The following is a 20378-nucleotide window of genomic DNA, read 5'->3' on the forward strand; positions in this document are numbered from 1 at the left end:
TGCTGTCACCGTCCCGGTCGTCCGGGTCGGCTCGGGCAAGAATGTCCGCCGGTGCGATCTGTTCGATCAGGCCAAGGCCGATCATCGGCGGCGTCAGGCGCGGCGACAGCGTGGTGCGCGGATCGAGCGGGCCATAGGCAGGATCGACAACCGAATAGCTTGGTTTGCGCAGGGAGACCACGGTGCCGTCGGCAAGCGTCACCTGCCGTTTCTGATAGTCGACATGCATCCTGCCTTCGCCGCGCAGGCCGGGGACGGCCAGTTCCTGCAATTGCGTGCCGTAGACCGGGTCGGGGAAATTGAGCACCTTATGGTCGGCAAGCTCGGCTTTCTCCTCCTCGCTGCTTGCCTCGCGGGCCAACCGCAGGAACATCGACGTCGTGCCGGTGTCGCCTTGCGGCGGACGGCCGCGGCCATCCTTCAGATGACAGTTCTGGCAGGCGCGTTCGTTGAACAGCGGGCCGAGCCCATCCGACGCCTGCGTCGAGGATGGCGACGACACCCAGTTCTTGCGGAAAAGCGCATTGCCGAGCTTGAAGTCGCCCTCTTCCTCGAAGGTGATGTTGGCCGAGGGTTGCGAGAAGGAATCGCGGTTGACGTCTTTTCTGGACGTGCCGGCGCCACCTTGCATCAGTTCGAATTGCTCGGGTTTGGAAAAATCCGTCGTCGGCCTGGTGATGGCGGTGACGCGCGCCTGATCCTTTGGATTGAGGTCGGAGCGTGTGGTGGTGAGGCCGGCAGGTTGAAGATCACCGGCCATTGCGGAAGAGGTGAGCGCCACCACGAGGAAGACGCAGCGCCGACGCGCCAGTCTGGCCGGCGTCTTCTCGAGGTGCGGCGAGCCATCGGCCCGCCGCGAGCGGCGCACGAACTCTAGCAGGCGCCGCATTCCCGCATGCCTTTACTCCGCCTCGTCCGCCGATGCGGCGTTGAGCTGGCCGTATTTTTCCTCGCCGATCGAGGCGAGCAGGTCGAGTTGCGTCTCAAGGAAGTCGATGTGACCTTCCTCGTCAGTCAGCAATTCCTCGAACAATTTCATGGTCACATAGTCACCCGCTTCCTCGCAGATCTCGCGCGAACGCTTGTATGCGGTGCGCGCGTCATACTCGCCAGCGAGATCAGATTCGAGCACTTCCTTGACGTTCTGCCCGATGCGCAGCGGCGCCAGGGACTGCAGGTTCGGATGGCCTTCAAGGAAGATGATCCGGGCCACGAGCTTGTCGGCATGGTGCATCTCCTCGATCGATTCCGCCCGCTCCTTCTTGGCCAGCCTGGCGTATCCCCAGTCCTCCAGCAGACGAAAATGCACCCAGTACTGATTGACGGCGCCGAGTTCCAGAAAAAGGGCCTCGTTAAGCCGCTCGATGACCTGCGGATCGCCTTTCATGATTTCTGCTCCCGTATTGGACGCGCAGGCCTCTGACGCGATCCAGATGTGAAACGATATCCACGTCGCTCGCCTCCGAGCGGGCGTGGTAATTTTCGGTGACCCGAATGATCGTTTCGACCACATTTGGGAAGCAGCCGCAACAGCGACCGCGCTTTTGCATGGCATGATAGATCTTCGCCGGCACGATCAGCTGCCAGGGATCCTGGTCCAGCAGCCCGATGATCGCCTGCTCGATCTCCTTCTCCGTGATGATGTTGCAATGGCAGATCAGCATTAGTTTGCTCTGGCTGACGGCGCCTCCCGCGCCGTGTGGCTGTATTTACCCTGACGGCGCTTACTTGAACACCTTGTCGGGTGCGTCGAGGCTGTCGGAGCCCTCGAAGGCGATGGCGTTAAGCTTGAGAGTGCCAACGGCGCGTTCGATCGACTTGGTCTGGTCGATCAGTGCGTCGATCGCTGCCTGTACGGTGGCATTGCCTTGCGTGTTGCCCTCGGCGATCTGCTGGTCATAAGCCTCGCCCGCCAGTGCCCGCGCCTTGATCGCCTCCATCTTGGCGACGGTGACATCGAGCTTGTCCGACAGTTCCTTGTCGATCGCCGGATCGGCTGCCTTCACCATATCGGCCACCGAGAGACCCGAAACGACGGTGCCGTCGAGCCTGGCATAGCTGGCATGATAGGCGGCGCGAATGCCGATGGCGTCGTAGAGATGCGAGTTGTAGGTGTTGTCGGAAAAGCAGTCCTGCTCCTCTTCCGGGTCATGCAGCAGCAGGCCGAGCTTCATGCGTTCGCCGGCCAGTTCGCCATAGGACAGCGAGCCCATGCCGGTGAAGATGATCGAGATGGCGGTGTTCGGCTCGCCATCGACGAGGTTTTTGCGTGCGGCGCCGTCCTCCTTCCAGTCATTGACCATCTTCTGCAAGTCGGAGACCAGAAGGTCAGTCGCCGATTTCAGATACTGGGCGCGGCGGTCGCAATTGCCGCCGGTGCAGTTCTTGAGATCATAGTCCGTATAGGGCCGCTCGCCGGCGCCCGGGCCGGTGCCATGCAGGTCCTGGCCCCAGAGCAGGAATTCGATGGCGTGATAGCCGGTGGCAACGTTGGCTTCGATGCCGCCGGCTTGCTGCAGCGTGCCGGACAGGAATTCCGGCGAAAGCTTCGAGGCATCGACCTTCTTGCCGTTGATCTCGATCTCCTTGTTGGCGATCACATTGGCCGTATAGAGCGAATTCGCGTCCGATTCGGTGCCGTAGCTCTTGGCGACGTAGTCGATCAGGCCTTCGTCCAGCGGCCAGGAATTCACCTCGCCTTCCCAGTCATCGACGATCTTGTTGCCGAAACGATAGACCTCGGTCTGCTGGTAAGGCACACGCGATGCTTTCCATGCCTCTCGGGCAGCGTTGAGGGTTTCCACCGATGGCGTGGCGAGCAATGCGTCGACCGCTTTGTCGAGTGCCTGCGCGGTGGTCAGCGAATCCTCGTACTTGGCCAACGCGATGTCGGAATAGGTCTTGATGACCGCCTTCACGTCGGCTTCCGCCTTTGCCGGCAACACGAAAACCGCCGCCGTCAGCAGGGCCGTGGCGCCGATCGCGGCAAGCCTGCCGCCATATCGTGCTGTCATAATCGCTCTCCAGTTTCTCGGAATTTCTGTAAACGGCGCGCGCGGCAACGGGCGCCACGCCATAGGCATGCCATTGGGCGCAAGAGATGCCGCGCCATCGCGCGGTTCGCGGAAGAAAGACACCAAAATGCCTCCAATCGAAAGGGTTCAAGGCCCAGACATTAAAGGGATGCGCTGACGCGCGAGCTTCCATAAAGCTGCGACATCGTCGGATGTCAATGACAATCCGCAAGAAAAGTCAATTGAAACAACAGTTTAGAATTATTCTAAACTACAACTGTCAACTTTACGCCTCTTCCTGCACCGGTCTTGCAACTGAACTGTACGATTGACAGCCGCCATTCCGGGTGCGACCCGCAAAAGCTCTCTTGCGGCGGCGCCAGACAATTGCCACTTGGCGAGACATCCTAGGATAGAAGCGGATTGGAATGCGATGAAGAACGGTGTGGTCATTGTCGGCGCGGGTCATGCGGGCGTGCAAGCGGCCGCCAGTCTGCGCGAGGACGGCTATGACGGTCCGGTGATCCTCGTCGGTGACGAGAACGAGCTGCCATACCACAAGCCGCCGCTGTCGAAGACCTTCATCAAGGATGCCGAGGCCAAACCTCAACCCCTGCGTGGCGAGGCCTTCTACACCGGCAGTGCCATCGACTACCGGCCGGGCGTCAGGATCGATCGCATCGATGCCGGACGCCGCAGCCTGGAGATATCAGGCGGTGGTGCGCTTGCCTTCGACCACCTGATCCTGGCGACCGGCTCGCGCCCGCGCACCCTACCGTTGCCCGGCTCGGACCTGTCCGGCGTGCTGTCGCTGCGCTCGCTGGCCGATGCGCGGCTGATCCGCGAGCTCAGCGCACAGAGCGACGAGGTCGTCATCCTCGGCGGCGGTTTTATCGGGCTGGAGATCGCCGCGACGCTGAGGGCCGCCGGCCGCACGGTGACAGTTGTGGAAGCGGTCGACCGGCTGCTCGGCCGCGCCGTGGCGCCGGTCGTGGCGAGCCATGTCCGGCAACGGCTGGAAGCGACAGGCGTGCGCATCCTCGCCGGCACCTCGATCGCCAGGCTCGAAGGCGAAAACGGCCATGTCGTGGCCGCGATCACCTCGTCAGGCGAAAGGCTGCCTGCGCGTATGGTCATCGTCGGCATCGGCGCCGTGCCGAATGTCGAACTGGCGCAGGCCGCAGGCCTCAGCATCGCCAACGGCATCCGCGTCGATCACCAAATGCGCACTTCGGTGCCGGAGATTCTCGCCATTGGCGACGCCGCCTCTTACCGACACTGGTTCACTGGCGGCGACGTGCGGCTGGAATCGGTGCAGAACGCCACCGACCAGGCGCGGCTTGCCGCGCGCACGATCACCGGCCATGCCGACGCCTATTCGGCGGTGCCGTGGTTCTGGTCCGACATCGGCGACATGAAGCTGCAGATGGTCGGCCTGACCGCCGGCGGCGACAGCCATGTCGTGCTGGGCGACCTGCCCGACAACAAGTTCTCGATCTACCACTATGCCGGCGACCGGCTGCTCGGTATCGAATCGGTCAACCGTCCGGGCGACCATATGCTTGGCCGCAAGATGCTCGGCGCCGGCTTCTCGCCGACACCGCAGACGATCGCGGCGGGTCCCGAAGGGCTGAAAGCGGCCTTGGCCGCTTTCCTCGAGAATGAGCCCGCCAGAGCGGCGGGATAATTCCGGTCCTCAGGCCGGCACCTTACCGATCAGGCGGCGCAGACTTCGCGGATCGAGCTTTCCAGGATGTCGAGCGCCTCGTTCATGACGCTGTCCTGGATGGTGATCGGCGCGAGGAAGCGGATGACGTTGCCGTAGACGCCGCAGGTCAAGAGGATCAGGCCCTTGTCGAGTGCCTTCAGCCGGATCGCGTTGGCGATCTCGGCCGATGGCAGGCCCTTCTTGACGTGGTTGAACTCGACGGCGTTCATGAAGCCGAGCCCCCTGATGTCGACGATCTCGGGCACGTCGTCGCGGATCGACTGCAGCCGCTGCTTCAGCCTCGCACCCAGCGTGTTGGCGCGGTCGCACAGCTTTTCCTCGTCGATCACGTCGAGCACGGCATGCGCGGCGGCGACGCCGATCGGGCTGCCGCCATAGGTGCCGCCGAGCCCGCCGGGGCCGGGCGCATCCATGATTTCGGCGCGGCCGGTGACCGCGGCCAGCGGGAAACCGCCGGCCAGGCTCTTGGCCATGGTGGTGATGTCGGCCGCCACCTCATGGTGATCCATCGCGAACATCTTGCCGGTGCGGGCAAAGCCGGTCTGCACTTCGTCGGCGATCAGCAGCATGCCGTTCTGGTCGCAGAGCTTGCGCAGCGCAACCAGGAAGTCACGTGGTGCCTCGTAGAAGCCGCCCTCGCCCTGAACCGGCTCGATGATGATGGCGGCGACGCGGGCCGGGTCGACATCGGCCTTGAACAGCCGGTCGAGTGCGGCCAGCGAATCGGCGACCGAAACGCCGTGCAGCGGCACCGGGAACGGCGCGTGGTAGACGTCGCCCGGCATGGCGCCGAAGCCGACCTTGTAGGGCACGACCTTGCCGGTCAGCGCCATGCCCATGAAGGTGCGGCCATGGAAGCCGCCGGCGAAGGCGATGACCGCCGGGCGGCCGGTGGCGTTGCGGGCGATCTTGATGGCGTTCTCGACCGCCTCGGCGCCAGTGGTGACGAAGATCGTCTTCTTCTCGAACTTGCCGGGCAGCATGCCATTCAGCCGTTCGGCCAGCCGCACATAGCTCTCATAGGGCACCACCTGATGGCAGGTGTGGGTGAAGCGGTCGAGCTGCGCCTTGACCGCCTCGATCACCTTGGGATGGCGGTGCCCCGTGTTGACGACGGCGATGCCCGACGAGAAATCGATGTAGCGGCGGCCTTCGACATCCCAGATCTCCGAATTCTCAGCCCGGTCGGCATAGATCTGCGTGGTCATGCCGACGCCGCGCGAGATCGACTGGTTCTTGCGTTCGGAAATGGCTGAATTCTTCATGATATCCTCATCGGGCCGGCGCCCGTTCTTGTTTGATGCCGCTGACACGTCTTCTGACCTTATTTCACGTTTTCCTCAAGTCGGCACCACCGGCAGGCGATTGGGCCTGTGATCCCGGCTTAACCAGTCGACCGATATGCGTACGAGGTAGGTTCCCTTTTCCAAGGGATCGATTATCTTCAAGATGTCCGCGAGGCATCGCGCTCAACGAGCGGCCTACGGCTGGGGGAGCCCATGAGCAGGAACGCGACATCGTCCGTCTCGCCGCCATCGGTCAAAACCTCCAGCCTTTTGTCTTTTCCAACCGCCCCGGCGCTTTTCGCCTGCACGGCTGCCCTTCTGCTGGCGGGCTGCCAGAAGCAGGAAGCGGCAGCAAAGAAACTGCCCATCATGGTGCGCACCGAAACCGTGGCGATGGCCGACTATGCGCCAAGAACCTCGCTGACAGGAGTGATCGCGGCCCGCACGCTGAACAATCTGTCGTTCCGGGTCGGTGGCCGCGTCGCGGAGCGGCTCGTCGATGTCGGCCAACATGTCGACCCAGGTGCGGTGCTTGCCCGCATCGACCCGCAGGAGCAGGAATCCGATCTGCGCTCCGCACAGGCCGATCTCGACGCAGCACAAGCGCAACTGACACAGTCCGCCGCTGCCTTCGAGCGGCAGAAGACACTGCTTGCCCAGGGCTTCACCACCCGGCGCGACTATGACACGGCCGATCAGGCGCTGAAGGTGGCGCAAGGCAGCGTCGATGCCGCGCAAAGTGCATTCACCAATGCTCAGCAAGACCTCTCCTTCACCGAACTCAAGGCGGGGGCCGCAGGCGTGATCACCGCCCGCCAGGTCGAAGCCGGCCAGGTGGTGCAGGCGGCGCAAACCGTCTTCACCGTCGCCGAGGACGGCGATCGCGACGCGGTGTTCAACGTGCAGGAGACGTTGGTTGCCAAGACGCCAGCGTCCCCTGCGGTAACGATCACGCTGTTGTCCGATCCGCAAATCAGGGCGACGGGCAAGGTGCGCGAAATCTCGCCGGCGGTCGACCCGGCTTCCGGCTCGGTCCGGGTCAAGGTCGCCATTCCCGATACGCCCACCGGCATGCCGCTGGGAGCAGCCGTCATCGGCTCGGTCAGCGCCAGGCCGGCGAAGGCGATCCTGCTGCCCTGGCAGGCGCTGACGTCCAGCGCCGGCAAGCCGGCGGTCTGGATCGTCGACCCATCGACCAAGGCAGTGACGGTGATGCCGGTCGAGGTGCTGGCGTTCGACTCGGGCACGGTCGTGATCGCCAGCGGGCTGAACGAAGGCCAAAGCGTCGTCACCGCAGGCGGACAATTGCTCAGCCCCGGACAAACGATCGAAATATCGGGAGCGAGCCAATGAGCCGGCTGCCACCCATCCTGCTCGGCGTGCTTATGCTCGGCACGCTCGCGTCCTGCTCGAAGTCCGATGAAAAGCCGCCCGAGATCATCCGGCCGGTGCTGTCGATGGTGATCGAGCCACTCACCACCCAGGTCTTCGGCTTCGCCGGTTCAGTCGAACCGCAGGTCAGCGCCGACCTTGCCTTCCGCCTGCTTGGTCGGGTCGTCTCGCGCGACGTCAATGTCGGCGACATCGTAAGCAAAGGCACGACCATCGCCGCGCTTGATCCGACCGCGCTGGAGCTGGCCGTCCAAGCGGCCAAGGCCGAGCTCTCCAATGCCGAGGCGCAGTTCGCCAACGCCGCCGCCAGCGAGGAGCGCCAGCGCCAGCTGCTAGCCTCCGCCAACACATCGCAGGCCGTCTTCGATGCCGCGCAGCAGGCAAGGAAAGCGGCGGAAGCCAGTGTCGAACGGGCCAAGGCTTCGCTGGCCAAGTCGCAGGAACAGCTGGGTTACGCTCGCCTGTTTTCGGATTTCGACGGCGTTGTCACCGCCGTCGGTGCCGAAGTTGGCCAGACGGTTTCGCCCGGCCAGACGGTCGTCACCGTGGCGCGCTCGGACCTGCGCGAGGCGGTGGTCGACATTCCCGACCAATTGACCGGCGACCTCGCGACCGGCACGCCGTTCCAGGTCATCCTGCAATCGCTACCGACAATCCAGACAGAGGCGAAGCTGCGCGAGATCGCGCCGCAATCCGAGGGTTCGACCCGCACGCGGCGCGTCAAGCTGACGTTGACCGATCCGCCGCAGGCCTTCAGGCTCGGCTCGACGGTGACGGCGACCCGCATGACCAAGGTTGTGCCGAAGATAGAGCTGCCCATGTCGGCGCTGCTCGAAAAGGATGGTGCCGAAAAAGTATGGATCGTCGACCCGCAGACATCGAGTGTGAGCGCGCGCGACATCAAGGTCGCGTCGAAGAATGGCGGCACGTTCACGGTGGCCGGAGGGCTTGAAGCCGGCATGCGCGTGGTCACGGCGGGCGTCCACAGCCTGAGCGAAGGTCAAAAGGTGAAAGTGCCCGAGGGAGGGGCCTCATGAAGGGCTTCAATCTCTCCGACTGGGCGCTCAACCACCGCTCCCTGGTCTGGTACTTCATGCTGGTCTTCGTCGTGGCCGGCGTGTTCTCCTATCTCAACCTCGGCCGCGAGGAAGATCCGGCCTTCACCATCAAGACAATGATCATCCAGGCCAACTGGCCTGGAGCCTCGGTCAACGAGACGCTGCGTCAGGTGACCGACCGCATCGAGAAGAAGCTCGAGGAGCTCGACAGTCTCGATTACACCAAATCGGTCACCACCGCCGGCCAGACCGTCATCTTCATCAACCTGAAGGATACCACCAAGGCGCGCGATGTCGTGCCGAACTGGATTCAGGTGCGCAACATGGTCAACGATATCAAGGCGCAGTTCCCGCAAGGCGTGCAGGGACCGTTCTTCAACGACCGCTTCGGCGACGTCTACGGCAACATCTATGCCTTCACGTCGGACGGGCTGACGCCGCGCCAGCTGCGCGACTATGTCGAGGATGTCCGCACAAAGATCCTGACCGTACCGAATGCCGGCAAGGTGGATCTGGTCGGCGCCCAGGACGAGGCGATCTATCTCGAATTCTCGACCCGCCAGATCGCGGCCCTTGGCCTCAACCAGCAAGCGATTGTCGCCAGCCTGCAAGCGCAGAACGCGATCACGCCGTCCGGCGTCATCCAGTCCGGCCCGGAGCGCATCAGCGTGCGCGTCGGCGGCCAGTTCACCTCCGAGGACAGCCTTCGCGCCATCAATCTGCGCGTCAATGACCGCTTCTTCCGGCTGAGCGATGTCGCCACCATCACCCGCGGCTATGTCGATCCGCCGGCGGCGCTGTTCCGCTTCAACGGCCAGGATGCGATCGGACTCGCCATCGGCATGAAACCCAACGCCAATCTGCTCAAATTCGGCGAGGCGCTGCACCAGGAGATGAACAAGGTGCTGGCCGACCTGCCGGTCGGCGTCGGTGTGCATCTGGTCGCAGACCAGCCGGTCATCGTCGAGGAGGCAGTCTCGGGCTTTACGCGCGCGCTGTTCGAGGCGGTGGCGATCGTGCTCGCGGTGTCCTTCATCAGCCTCGGCATGCGCGCCGGCTTCGTCGTGGCGCTGTCGATCCCGCTGGTGCTGGCCATCACCTTCACCGTCATGGAATATCTCGGGATATCGTTGCAGCGCATTTCGCTCGGCGCGCTGATCATCGCGCTCGGCCTCCTGGTCGACGACGCCATGATCGCGGTCGAGATGATGGTGGCGCGGCTGGAGGTCGGCGACAATCTGCGCAAAGCGGCGACCTATGTTTACACCTCGACCGCCTTCCCGATGCTGACCGGTACGCTGGTGACGGTCGCCGGCTTCATCCCGATCGGCCTCAACAACAGTGCGGCCGGTGAATACACCTTCACCCTGTTCGTCGTCATCGCCGTGTCGCTGCTGGTGTCATGGATCGTGGCGGTGCTGTTCGCGCCGCTGCTAGGCGTCACCATCTTGCCGGCAACGATGAAGACGAAGCATCACGACCAGCCCGGCCGCCTCACCTCGCTGTTCAGGCGCGTGCTTGTCGGCTCGGTGCGCCATCATTGGCTGACCATCATCGCCACGGTGCTGTTGTTTGCCGCCTCGATCGCCGGCTTCGGCCTGGTACAGCAGCAGTTTTTTCCACCGTCCGATCGGCCGGAGCTGATCGTCGACTGGAACCTGCCGCAGAATTCCTCGATCGCCGACACACGCGACCAGATGGAGCGGTTCGAGCAGCGGGCGCTGGTCGGCAATCCCGACATCGACCATTTCTCGTCCTATATCGGCCAGGGCGCGGTGCGCTTCGTGCTGGCCTATGACGTGCAGCCGGCCAACCCCTATTTCGGCCAGACCGTTGTCGTCACCAAGAGTATCGAAGCTCGCAACCGGGTGAAGCCGGCTCTGGAGAAGCTGCTGCGCGAGGAATTCGTCGGCACCGACGCCTTCGTCAAGCCGCTTGAGCTCGGACCGCCGGTCGGCCGTCCGGTGCAATATCGTGTCGGCGGTCCCGACATCCAGACGGTGCGCGGGCTGGCGCAGCAATTCGCCGGTATGATTTCCGCCAACCCCAAGCTTGCCGCGCCGACCTTCGACTGGAACGAGCCGCAACGCGTGCTGAGGGTCGACGTGCTGCAGGACAAGGCACGCCAGCTTGGCATCACCTCTTCCGACATCGCCAGCGCGCTCAACAGCACCGTCGGCGGCGCTACCATCACGCAAGTGCGTGACGCCACCTACCTGATCAATGTCGTGGCCCGCTCGCGCGGGGCCGAACGCGGCTCGATCGAGACGTTGCAGAACATGCAGCTGCCGACCAGCACCGGCGAGGCCATTCCTCTCGCCGCCGTCGCCAACTTCCGCTACGATCTGGAGCAACCAACAGTGTGGCGGCGCGACCGTATTCCGACGATCACCGTGCGGGCCGGCCTGGTCGGTGACGTGCTGCCGGCCACGGTCGTCAACGAACTGAAACCATCGGTCGATGCCTTCATCGCCAAGCTGCCGCCGGGCTATTCCATCGAGACCGCCGGCTCGGTCGAGGAAAGCGGTAAAAGCCAGGGACCGATCGCCGCCGTGGTGCCGTTGATGCTGTTCGTCATGGCAACGATCCTGATGGTGCAGTTGCAAAGCTTCCAGCGCCTGTTCCTGGTCGTCGCCGTGGCGCCGCTCGGCCTGATCGGCGTGGTGGCCGCGCTGGTGCCGAGCGGGGCGCCGCTGGGCTTCGTCGCCATTCTCGGCGTGCTGGCGCTGATCGGCATCCTGATCCGCAACTCGGTCATCCTGATCGTGCAGATCGAGGATCTTGTCCGGGAGGGCAAGGATCGCTGGGCTGCCGTCATCGAGGCCACCGAACACCGCATGCGGCCGATCGCCCTGACGGCGGCGGCCGCCAGCCTGGCGCTGATCCCGATCGCGCGCGAAGTGTTCTGGGGGCCGATGGCCTATGCCATGATGGGTGGCATCATCGCCGGCACGGCGATCACGCTGCTGTTCCTGCCGGCGCTTTATGTGACGTGGTTCAGGATCAAGGAGCCGAAAGGCCGGGACGAGCCACCCGTGGAGAGCGGCGAACCGGTGCAAGCTCAGACTTAAGGCTTTGCCGGGTCATTCGTTGTCGTTGGAGGGTACGGGGCGTGACTTGGCGCGTTGCCACGGTGACGATTTGGAACTACGCCGAGCACGCCAACCTTTCGGCAAATCGGCCAACTCCAGGATGGTTTCATCCAGTTGAACCACCTCTTGCAGGCCTACGCGCATTATCTCGCGTTCATCCCAATCTCGAGTATCGCTGCTGTAGAATTGCTAACTGCCACCTTCGTCGTTGTAGCTGTCGTCGTCATCATCTTCATGCACAACGTATGCGATCCAGTCGCCACGTCTAAATAGGCTCTTGTCCGATAACACCGCGAGGTTGGGCGGATCCGCAAACTTCCATTCCTCCATCGGAATCCCTGAAAACGGTTGGTTCTGCACACAGGACGACGAATTCAGGCGGTTCTCACAAACCCGTCGCTCGCTCTCAGCAGGTTGCGCGTATAGTCCTTGGTCACGCGACGCTCGACAAGGTCGGCCGCCGCCAGATTCTCCACCGCCTCGCCGCTTTGCATCACCATCAGCCGTTCGCACATATGGGTGATGATGGCGAGGTCGTGGCTGACCATGAGGAAGGTCAGCTTGCGCCGCCGGCGGATCTCTTCCAGCAGATTGAGCACCTCCGCCTGCACCGAGGCGTCGAGCGCCGAGGTCGGCTCGTCGAGCAGCAGGATCGACGGTTCGAGGATCAAGGCACGCGCGATCGCCACGCGCTGGCGTTGGCCGCCCGACAATTGGTGCGAGTAGCGGAAGCGAAAACCGTTGCCGAGGCCGACCTCGTCGAGCGCCCGCTGGATGCGCTTTTCGCCATCGGCAAAGCCATGGATCGCAAGCGGCTCCTGCAGCAGGCGGTCGACGGTCTGGCGTGGGTGCAGCGAACCGTACGGATCCTGGAAGACCATCTGCACTTCGCGGTAGAAAGCCTTGTCGCGGCGGGTGCCGAGCGTCTTGCCATTGACGGTGATGCTGCCCGATGCGACCGGCGCGAGGCCGGCGATGGCCCTGAGCAGCGTCGATTTGCCGGAGCCGGATTCGCCGACCAGGCCGAAAGATTCGCCCGGCTGCACGTCGAGGCTGACGCCCTTCAGCGCGCGAAAACGGTCGAAGATCACTTCCAGCCTGTCGACGGCAATCGCAGAAGTCATGCCGCCCACTCCGGCTTGCGATCGAGCACCGGCAGCGGGTGACGGTCGGCGCCGATCTTGGGCATGCAGTTGAGCAGGCCGCGCGTGTAGGGATGCTGGGCGCGGCCGAGTTCGGAGGCCTTGAGCTGCTCGACCACCTTGCCGGCATACATGACGATGACGCGGTCGCAGAAGGACGAGACCAGGCGCAGATCGTGCGAGATGAAGATCAGCCCCATGCCGCGCTCGCTGACCAGCCGGTCGAGGATGCCGAGCACGTCGAGCTGCACGGTGACATCGAGCGCCGAGGTCGGCTCGTCGGCAATCATCATTTCCGGTCCTGCGATCAGCATCATGGCGATCATGGCGCGCTGGCCCATGCCGCCCGACACTTCATGGGGATGCAGGTCGAAGACGCGGGCCGGGTCACGGATCTGCACCGCCTCCAGCATTGCCAGCGCGCGGTCGCGCGCCTCGGCTTTGCCGACCATTTCATGGGTGCGCAGAGTCTCGACGATCTGGCGGCCGATGCTCATTACAGGGTCGAGCGAGTATTTCGGATCCTGCAGGATCATGGCGATGCGTTTGCCGCGCAGCTTCCGGCGTTCGCGTGGCGATGCGGCCAGCAGGTCGATGCCGTCGAAGGCGAGCTTGTTGGCCGATATCCGCGCCTGCGGCGGCGTCAGGCCCATGATGGCGCGGCCGGTCTGCGATTTGCCGGAGCCGGATTCGCCGACGATGCCGAGCCGTTCGCGGCCGAGCGAGAAGGAGACGCCGCGCACCGCCTCGATCAACCCGGTGCGGGTCGGGAAACTGACGCGCAGATCGTCGACGTCGAGAAGCGTCTTTGTCTCCCCGCTCATTGGTCGCCGCTCCGCGGATCGAGCGCGTCGCGCAGGCCATCGCCGAGCAGGTTGAAGCCGAGGCTGACGATCAGGATGGCGAAGCCCGGCGCACCTGCCACCCACCACTGGTCGAGCACGAAACGGCGGCCCGAAGCGATCATCGTGCCCCATTCCGGCAGCGGCGGCTGCGCGCCGAGGCCAAGGAAACCGAGCCCGGCGGCGGTCAGGATGATGCCGGCCATGTCGAGCGTCACCCGGATGATCAGCGAGGAGATGCACAGCGGCATGATGTGGCGCAGCACGATGCGGAAGGGTGAGGCGCCCATCAGTTGCACCGCCTTGATGTAATCGGAATTGCGCACCGTCAGCGTCTCGGCACGCGCGATGCGGGCGTAAGGCGGCCAGGAGGTGATGGCGATGGCCAGCACCGCATTCTCGATGCCGGGCCCGAGCGCTGCGACAAAAGCCAGCGCCAGGATCAGCTTGGGGAAGGCGAGGAAGATGTCGGTGATGCGCATCAGGACGGCATCGGTCCAGCCACCGGCATAGCCGGCAACGGTGCCGACCAGAAGGCCGATGGGTGCGGCGATGATGGCGACCAGGATGACCACATAAAGCGTCCAGCGCGAGCCGTAGAGAATGCGCGAAAGGATATCGCGGCCGAGATCGTCAGTGCCGAACCAATGCTCGGCGCTCGGCGCCAGCAGACGTGCGTTCTTCAGATCGCCGAATGTCGGCGAATAAGGTGCCAGCACGCCGGCAAGCGCGGCAACGACCAGCAGGGCAATGATGATGAGCAGGCCGAGAAACGCCAGCCGGTTGGCGGAAAAGCGCCGCCACGCCACATAGGCGCGGCCGAGCCTCGCCTGGGTACGCGAGGCCGGCCGCTCGCTGAGCAGCCAGTCGCGACGGCTCTGGATGGTCTCGACGCTCATGCGGACTTCGTCCTCGGATCGAGCACCCGGTAGAGCAGGTCGGAGAGAAGGTTGATGGCGATGAAGACCGAGCCGATGACGATGGTGCCGCCGAGCACGGCATTCATGTCGGCGTTCTGCAGCGAGTTGGTGATGTAGAGCCCGATGCCCGGCCACGAGAAGACGGTTTCCGTGAGCACCGAGCCTTCGAGCAGCCCGGCATAGGAGAGCGCGATCACCGTCACCATCGGCACCGCCGCGTTGCGCAAAGCGTGGCCCCAGATGATGCGGGTTTCCGACAGGCCCTTGGCGCGCGCCGCGACGATGTACTCCTGCGTCAACTCGTTGAGCATGAACGAGCGTGTCATGCGACTGATATAGGCAAGCGAGAAATAACCGAGCAGCGAGGCCGGCAGGATGATGTGGCGGAAGGCGTCGTAAAAGACGTCCCACTGCCCCTGCATCGCGGAGTCGAGAAGGTAGAAGCCGGTGATCGGCGTGAAGGTGTATTCGTAGACGACGTCGAGCCTCGCCGGGAAGGCGACCCATTGCAGCTTGGCGTAAAACAGGACCAGTGCCAGCAGCCCGAGCCAGAAGATCGGCACGGAATAGCCGATCAGGCCGATGACGCGCACTATCTGGTCGATGAGGCTGCCGCGCCTGACCGCGGCCAGCACGCCAAGCGGCACGCCGAACAGCGCACCGATCAGCGTCCCCAGCGTCGCCAGTTCCGTCGTTGCCGGCAACGCTCGGCGAATGTCGGTCATGACAGGATTGGTGGTCAGCACCGAAATGCCGAAATCACCGCTCAGCGCATTTTTGACATAGATATAGAACTGCTCGATCAGCGGCAGGTCGAGACCCATTTCGCGGCGCGTACGCTCGACGACATTGGCCGGCGCCCGGTCGCCGAGCACCGCCAGCACCGGGTCGATCGGGATGACACGGCCGATGAAGAAGGTCACCGCGAGAAGACCAAGATAGGTCGTTATCGCGATGACCAGGAAACGGCCGAGCGATGATGCAATGGCGACGGCGCGGGCGCTGCCGCGCCCCGCCTCGTTTTCAACCGCGCTCATGCGGCGCGTCCGCCGGCATCACTCCTTGGAGACCGGGCCGACGAAGTTGGTGTCGAAGCTCGGGCCAAGCGCGAAACCCTTGAGGTTCTTGCGCAGCCCAGCCACTTCCAATTGCTGATGGATGATGACGAAGGGGCTGGTGTCGAGGATCTTCTGCTGCAGATCCTTGTAAATGTCGGCGCGCTTGCCCGAATCCTTCTCCAGCAGGGCCGCTTCGGTTTCCTTGGTCAGATCCGGAATGTCCCAGGCATTGCGCCAGGCCAGTGTGTGGGACTTGCCGGCATCCGAATTGTCCGGATTCGAGGCAAAGGTCTGGGCGTTTGAGTTCGGATCGAAATAATCCTGGCCCCACTGGCCGATATAGATGTCGTGGTTGCGGGCGCGGTACTTGGTCAGCGTCTGCTTGCCGTCGCCGGGAATGATCTCCAGCTTGATGCCCGCCTGTCCCAGTGTCTGCTGAATCGATTCCGCCATGCCGGTGGTCGGCTGGCCGGTGCGTACATCCATGGTTACGCTGAAGCCATCCGGCAAGCCGGCTTTAGCCAACAGTTCCTTGGCCTTGGCGACGTCGAGCTTGAAGGGATTACTGTCCATGGCGCCGAGAACGCCCTTGGACAGGAAAGTCTGGTGGATCTCGCCGATGCCCTTGAGGATGGTCGTGCTCAGCGCGTCATAGTCGACCAGATATTTGAACGCCTGGCGTACTTCGGGCTTGGCGAGGTTCGCGTTCTTCTGGTTGAGGCTGATGTAGTAGACCGTGCCCTTCGGCGCGCTGGTCGTGGTGAGATCGGCGTTCTTGGCGATGGCGTCAAGGTCGTTCGGCTCGAGATTGCGGGCAACGTCGATATCGCCGGCTTCGAGCGCCAGGCGCTGGCCCGAGCTTTCCTTCATGTTGCGATAGATGACGCGGGCAAGCTTGGCCTTTTCGCCGTAGTAATTGTCGTTACGCTCGAGAACGACAGCCTCGTTGGCGCGCCATTCGCGCAGCTTGAAGACACCGGAGCCGGCATAGCCGGTCTTCAGCCAGGCATTGCCGAAGTCATTGTCCCATTTGTAGTCGGCACTTGGCGTGACCGCAGCGATATGTTCCTTGACCACCTTGGCGTCGACCACCGAAGCGACCGTTGCCGACAGGCAGTTCAGAACGAAGCTCGGCGCATAGGCCTTGTCGACGGTGAACTGGAAGGTGCCGTCGTCGACAGCCTTGGCCTTTTCGGTGACGTTGTCGCCGCTGATGCCGAACTGGCCGATGATGAAGGCCGGGCTCTTGTCCAGCTTGATGACGCGCTCGAACGACCAGGCGACGTCGGCCGCGGTGATCGGATTGCCGGAAGCGAATTTGAGGCCGGGCTTGAGCTTGAAGGTGTAGGTCAGGCCGTCGTCGGAGACGGTCCAGCTTTCGGCGAGGTCGCCCTTGACCTTGGAAGTGTCGCTGAGGTCGAGACGGACCAGCAGATCATAGGTGTTGCCGGTGACCTCGGCGGTCGACAGCTCGAACGCCTCGCCCGGATCCATGGAGATGATGTCGTCGATCGCGAAACCTTCGACCAGCGTATCGGCGGGCGTGACCGCGCCAGCCGGCGCGCCGGCCAGAAGCAGCGCGGACATGGCTGCACCCGCGAGCAAGAAGCGGGAGCGTAGAGCAAACTTTTCCATCATCATGGTGATTGTTCCCTGTTTTGTTGTTTGTTGACCTGAGTTCCCGGCTCAGGGTTGTGGAATTTTTTCGGGGCCTGGAGACGGCCCCTCTGATCTCTTACCGTTGCGGTTTTTGTCCAGTTGGTCAACACCATATCCGGCGGCCCCGTGGCGGGCAACGAGCATTTATACGACGGCTCATTGGGCCAGAAAGGCCGGTGGGGTGTCGACGCATAGGCCAGCCAATCGAGGCTGCCGATCGAGAAAAATCTACTAATTCCGGAGCTATTTCAGCACTGCGACCAGGTCGGCGTCAGGGAAGCAGGTAGCGGCCCGGCCGTTCTTGGCTTGCCATGTGCCGATCGAACGGCGGGTCTTGAAGCCGGGCAGGCCATCGGCGCTGCCGACATCATAGCCCTTGGCTTCCAGCGCCCGCTGCAGGGCGGCGATGTCCGAGCGGTGCAGCCCGCCGACCGCGCCCCAGCTGCCGGCAAAATTCTGATCGCCATGGGCGATACGATCGGCGCCATGGCCGATGAACAGCGCGTAGAGGTCGCTGGTGTTGTATTCCTTCAGCACATAGAAATTCGGTGTGGCGATAAAGGCCGGGCCGCTGCGCCCGGCCGGCATCAGCAAAAATCCTTCGGCCTTCAGCTCACTGGCCGGAAACGGTTTTCCGCCAATACGCTTGATGCCCATTGCCGCCCATTCGGAGATTTTCTTGCCCTGGTCCGGACCTTCCAGCGCGCAGGAAACCGTCTCCGGCACGGTCACCTCGAAACCCCAGCCGCGGCCCTTCACCCAGCCATAATGGACGAGATAGTTGGCGATCGAGGCCAGCACGTCCGGCGTCGAGTTCCAAATGTCGACGCGGCCATCGCCGTCGAAATCGACGGCATGTTTCAGGAACGATGTCGGCATGAATTGTGGCTGGCCGAGCGCACCGGCCCAGGACGATTTCATCGCGCCGACAGGGGCCAGCCCGCGCTCGACCAGCTCGAGTGCCGCAAGCAGTTCGGTGCGGAAGAAATCCTTCTTGGTCGACATGAACGCCTTGGTGCCCAACACCTCGAAAGCGTCGTAAGGCATCTTCGCCGCGCCGAAGCCGGTCTCGCGGCCCCAGATCGCCAGCAGCACTTCGCCCGGCACACCATAGCGCTTTTCGATGGCCGAAAGTGTCCTGGCATTGGTGACTTCACGCGCGCGTCCGCCTGCCGTTACCGCGCCAACCGTCTTGTCGGCGAAATAGGCGCCGGGCGAGCCGAATTCGGCCTGGTGCTGTTTCTGCGGCGTGGTCGCCTTCTCGCCCGGCTTGACCAGGTCGGGCAGCTTCAGATTGGGCTTGATGCCATCGAAGGCGGCATCGAAGGTTTTTTTGGAAATGCCTTTCGCCTTGGCTTGCGGCCAGAGGTCGTTTTGCAGCCAGGCGCGGAACTGATCGTCGATCATTGCAGCGGAGGCGGGAGCGGCCCAAACCATCGCCGCAAAGACGAGGCAGGCAAAGACGAGGGCGGATTTCATAAAAGCAGGAATCATTTTGCTTCTCCTGCCGGCCAATTGCGTCAAAACGCCGTCCGCGAGCGTAGCGCCGCGGCCAGCGTGCCTTCGTCGAGATAGTCGAGTTCACCGCCGACCGGCACGCCATGCGCAAGGCGCGTCACCTTGATGTCGAAGCCGGACAACTGGTCGGTGAGGTAATGCGCGGTCGTCTGGCCCTCCACCGTTGCGTTGACGGCAAGGATGATCTCCTTGACCTCGCCACCGGCGACGCGATCGACCAGTGAGCGCATGTTGAGCTGATCGGGGCCGATGCCGTCGAGCGGCGACAGCGTGCCGCCGAGCACGTGGTAGCGCACATTCATCGCCGCCGCGCGCTCCAGCGCCCACAGGTCCGAGACGTCCTCGACGACGATGATGGTGCCGGCATCACGGCGCGGATCGGTGCAGATCATGCAAGGGTCCGATGTATCGACATTGCCGCAGGTCGAGCAGATGCGCACCTTGTCGGCCGCCTCGGCCATGGCGGCAGCCAGCGGCGACAGCAGCTGTTCCTTCTTCTTGATCAGATGCAGGGCGGCGCGCCTGGCCGAACGGGGACCCAACCCCGGCACCTTGGCCAGGAGCTGGATCAGGCGTTCGATCTCGGGACCGGCGATTCGCTTGGACATCGCTCTGATCTAGGATTTTTCAGCGCGCTTTGAAACAGCCCAGCACTGGATCCGCCATGTTGAATTGGCGGACCCTATGGAGTGCGATTCGTTCAGTTGGCTTCGAGCGGCCGGCCCTGGCTGACAATCATCGCGCCGATGGCGTCGGTGTTCTCAGGCGTCGACTGGAATCCCATCGACGCCTCTTGCGGCGCGTCCTCAACCGAGGAGATGACCCTTGTCCTTGCGTTCAAGGTTCCGCCAAAACGAGCGGCATCCGGTTCCTCCATCGGCTCCTGCATCGCCACCACCGTCGGCTCCTCCGAGACACGCGCGGATTTCGCGGTCGGCGCGGCGGCCGCGGTCACGTAGGTCTGTTGGGCAGGAGCGGATCGAACGGTTGTCGTCTTGGCCGGATGTGCCGGCTCGGCGGATGCGACCAGCGTCACCGGTGCGGCTGGCTTCTCCGGTGCCGCCGAGGCAATGGCGACCTGTGGCTCATCCGGCAGCGGCTGCCAGTTGCGGCCGCGCTTCTCATAGAAGGCATTGCCGCCGGCAACCATGGTGTAGTGCATGTTCTTGTAGGGGAAGCGCAGCCCGGCGGTGTGGAAATACATGGTGTTCTTGAGCTTGGCCTTGCGCTCGCCCTTGAGCACGGCATCGGCGGCTTCCTCGACATCGGGCATCGCCCGCGAATTCATCGACCTGGTCATGACGCCGGGCGCGAACTGCCCGGGCTCGCCCACCACCTGGCAGATGGTGCTGCCGTGGTTGCCGGAGCGCAGCCGGTTCATCACCACCGTGCCGACAGCGACCATGCCATCACGGCTTGAGCGGTTGGACTCGAAGAACATCGCCCGTTCCAGGCATTCCTTGTCCTTCGGCGTATGGCTGTAGGCCCGCGAGCTCAGGAAACTCGGCGTGATGGCGTCGGTCAGGCTGGCGACGGACATGCCGTGCGAAGTGGTCTGGCTGCAGGCAGCCAAAAACAGGGGTGAAATGACGGCGCCGAGCAACAGCGGCGTCTTCCATCGCGTGGAAATCAACAGGTAACCCTCTCACTTCGTGCCCGCCCCCAGGC

General features: G+C 63.5%; 17 protein-coding genes. 4 read left to right on the forward strand and 13 right to left on the reverse strand.

Annotation, left to right across the window (positions count from 1 at the left end; all coding sequences use genetic code 11):
* The 4 genes from EN935_RS02885 to EN935_RS02900 form a co-directional block, all read right to left on the reverse strand.
* A partial coding sequence (locus EN935_RS02885) for a di-heme oxidoredictase family protein (RefSeq protein ID WP_281040304.1) occupies positions 1-889 on the reverse strand: 889 nt, incomplete at its 3' end.
* A gap of 12 nt (positions 890-901) precedes the next feature.
* Positions 902-1387, reverse strand: a complete 486-nt coding sequence (gene bfr / locus EN935_RS02890) for a bacterioferritin (RefSeq protein WP_109666338.1) — start codon at positions 1385-1387, stop codon at positions 902-904.
* Positions 1353-1664 (reverse strand): (2Fe-2S)-binding protein, encoded by a 312-nt coding sequence (locus EN935_RS02895; protein WP_127265303.1) that lies wholly within the window; start codon positions 1662-1664, stop codon positions 1353-1355. Before EN935_RS02895 ends, bfr begins: the two co-directional genes overlap by 35 nt.
* A 60-nt stretch (positions 1665-1724) precedes the next feature.
* Positions 1725-3014, reverse strand: coding sequence for an imelysin family protein (locus EN935_RS02900; RefSeq protein ID WP_127265302.1), 1290 nt, complete (start codon positions 3012-3014; stop codon positions 1725-1727).
* 433 nt (positions 3015-3447) lie between these two features.
* Between EN935_RS02900 and EN935_RS02905 the strand changes: the two genes are divergently transcribed.
* Positions 3448-4701: an FAD-dependent oxidoreductase gene (locus tag EN935_RS02905; RefSeq protein ID WP_127265301.1), complete on the forward strand. Its 1254-nt coding sequence runs from the start codon at positions 3448-3450 to the stop codon at positions 4699-4701.
* A gap of 29 nt (positions 4702-4730) precedes the next feature.
* Here the strand turns inward: EN935_RS02905 and EN935_RS02910 are convergent, their stop codons facing one another.
* Positions 4731-6008, reverse strand: coding sequence for a 4-aminobutyrate--2-oxoglutarate transaminase (locus EN935_RS02910; RefSeq protein ID WP_127265300.1), 1278 nt, complete (start codon positions 6006-6008; stop codon positions 4731-4733).
* Positions 6009-6242: 234 nt separating this feature from the next.
* Here EN935_RS02910 and EN935_RS02915 point away from each other — a divergent pair, with 234 nt between their 5' ends.
* The 3 genes from EN935_RS02915 to EN935_RS02925 are packed head-to-tail and all read left to right on the forward strand — an operon-like array spanning position 6243 to position 11550.
* Entirely contained in the window at positions 6243-7382 is a 1140-nt protein-coding gene (locus EN935_RS02915) for an efflux RND transporter periplasmic adaptor subunit (RefSeq protein ID WP_127265299.1), read from the forward strand.
* On the forward strand, positions 7379-8458 hold the full coding sequence (locus EN935_RS02920) for an efflux RND transporter periplasmic adaptor subunit (RefSeq protein WP_127373161.1): 1080 nt from the start codon (positions 7379-7381) through the stop codon (positions 8456-8458). Before EN935_RS02915 ends, EN935_RS02920 begins: the two co-directional genes overlap by 4 nt.
* On the forward strand, positions 8455-11550 hold the full coding sequence (locus EN935_RS02925; RefSeq protein ID WP_127373162.1) for an efflux RND transporter permease subunit: 3096 nt from the start codon (positions 8455-8457) through the stop codon (positions 11548-11550). Before EN935_RS02920 ends, EN935_RS02925 begins: the two co-directional genes overlap by 4 nt.
* Positions 11551-11945: 395 nt before the next feature.
* On the opposite strand, the gene EN935_RS02930 is transcribed toward EN935_RS02925, so the two are convergent.
* From EN935_RS02930 to EN935_RS02965, 8 genes are all read right to left on the reverse strand, one after another.
* Positions 11946-12695, reverse strand: coding sequence for an ABC transporter ATP-binding protein (locus tag EN935_RS02930; RefSeq protein WP_109666765.1), 750 nt, complete (start codon positions 12693-12695; stop codon positions 11946-11948).
* Positions 12692-13537: an ABC transporter ATP-binding protein gene (locus EN935_RS02935; protein WP_109666319.1), complete on the reverse strand. Its 846-nt coding sequence runs from the start codon at positions 13535-13537 to the stop codon at positions 12692-12694. The genes EN935_RS02930 and EN935_RS02935 overlap by 4 nt, the downstream gene beginning before the upstream one ends.
* The gene (gene nikC / locus EN935_RS02940) at positions 13534-14454 is read right to left on the reverse strand and encodes a nickel transporter permease (protein ID WP_127264548.1); all 921 of its coding nucleotides are present in this window, start codon (positions 14452-14454) and stop codon (positions 13534-13536) included. The genes EN935_RS02935 and nikC overlap by 4 nt, the downstream gene beginning before the upstream one ends.
* Positions 14451-15512: an ABC transporter permease gene (locus tag EN935_RS02945; protein WP_109666313.1), complete on the reverse strand. Its 1062-nt coding sequence runs from the start codon at positions 15510-15512 to the stop codon at positions 14451-14453. Before EN935_RS02945 ends, nikC begins: the two co-directional genes overlap by 4 nt.
* 18 nt (positions 15513-15530) lie before the next feature.
* Positions 15531-17174: an ABC transporter substrate-binding protein gene (locus tag EN935_RS02950; protein ID WP_127373163.1), complete on the reverse strand. Its 1644-nt coding sequence runs from the start codon at positions 17172-17174 to the stop codon at positions 15531-15533.
* Between the two features lie 261 nt (positions 17175-17435).
* Positions 17436-18686: a lytic murein transglycosylase gene (locus tag EN935_RS02955; RefSeq protein ID WP_245468912.1), complete on the reverse strand. Its 1251-nt coding sequence runs from the start codon at positions 18684-18686 to the stop codon at positions 17436-17438.
* 26 nt (positions 18687-18712) lie between these two features.
* A complete protein-coding gene (gene recR / locus EN935_RS02960; protein WP_027039603.1) occupies positions 18713-19318 on the reverse strand; it encodes a recombination mediator RecR in 606 nt (201 codons plus the stop codon).
* 92 nt (positions 19319-19410) lie between these two features.
* On the reverse strand, positions 19411-20343 hold the full coding sequence (locus tag EN935_RS02965; protein ID WP_109666304.1) for a cell wall hydrolase: 933 nt from the start codon (positions 20341-20343) through the stop codon (positions 19411-19413).
* Between the last annotated feature and the right edge of the window lie 35 nt (positions 20344-20378).

The sequence above is a fragment of the Mesorhizobium sp. M7D.F.Ca.US.004.03.1.1 genome (assembly GCF_003998635.1).
Lineage (GTDB): Bacteria > Pseudomonadota > Alphaproteobacteria > Rhizobiales > Rhizobiaceae > Mesorhizobium > Mesorhizobium loti.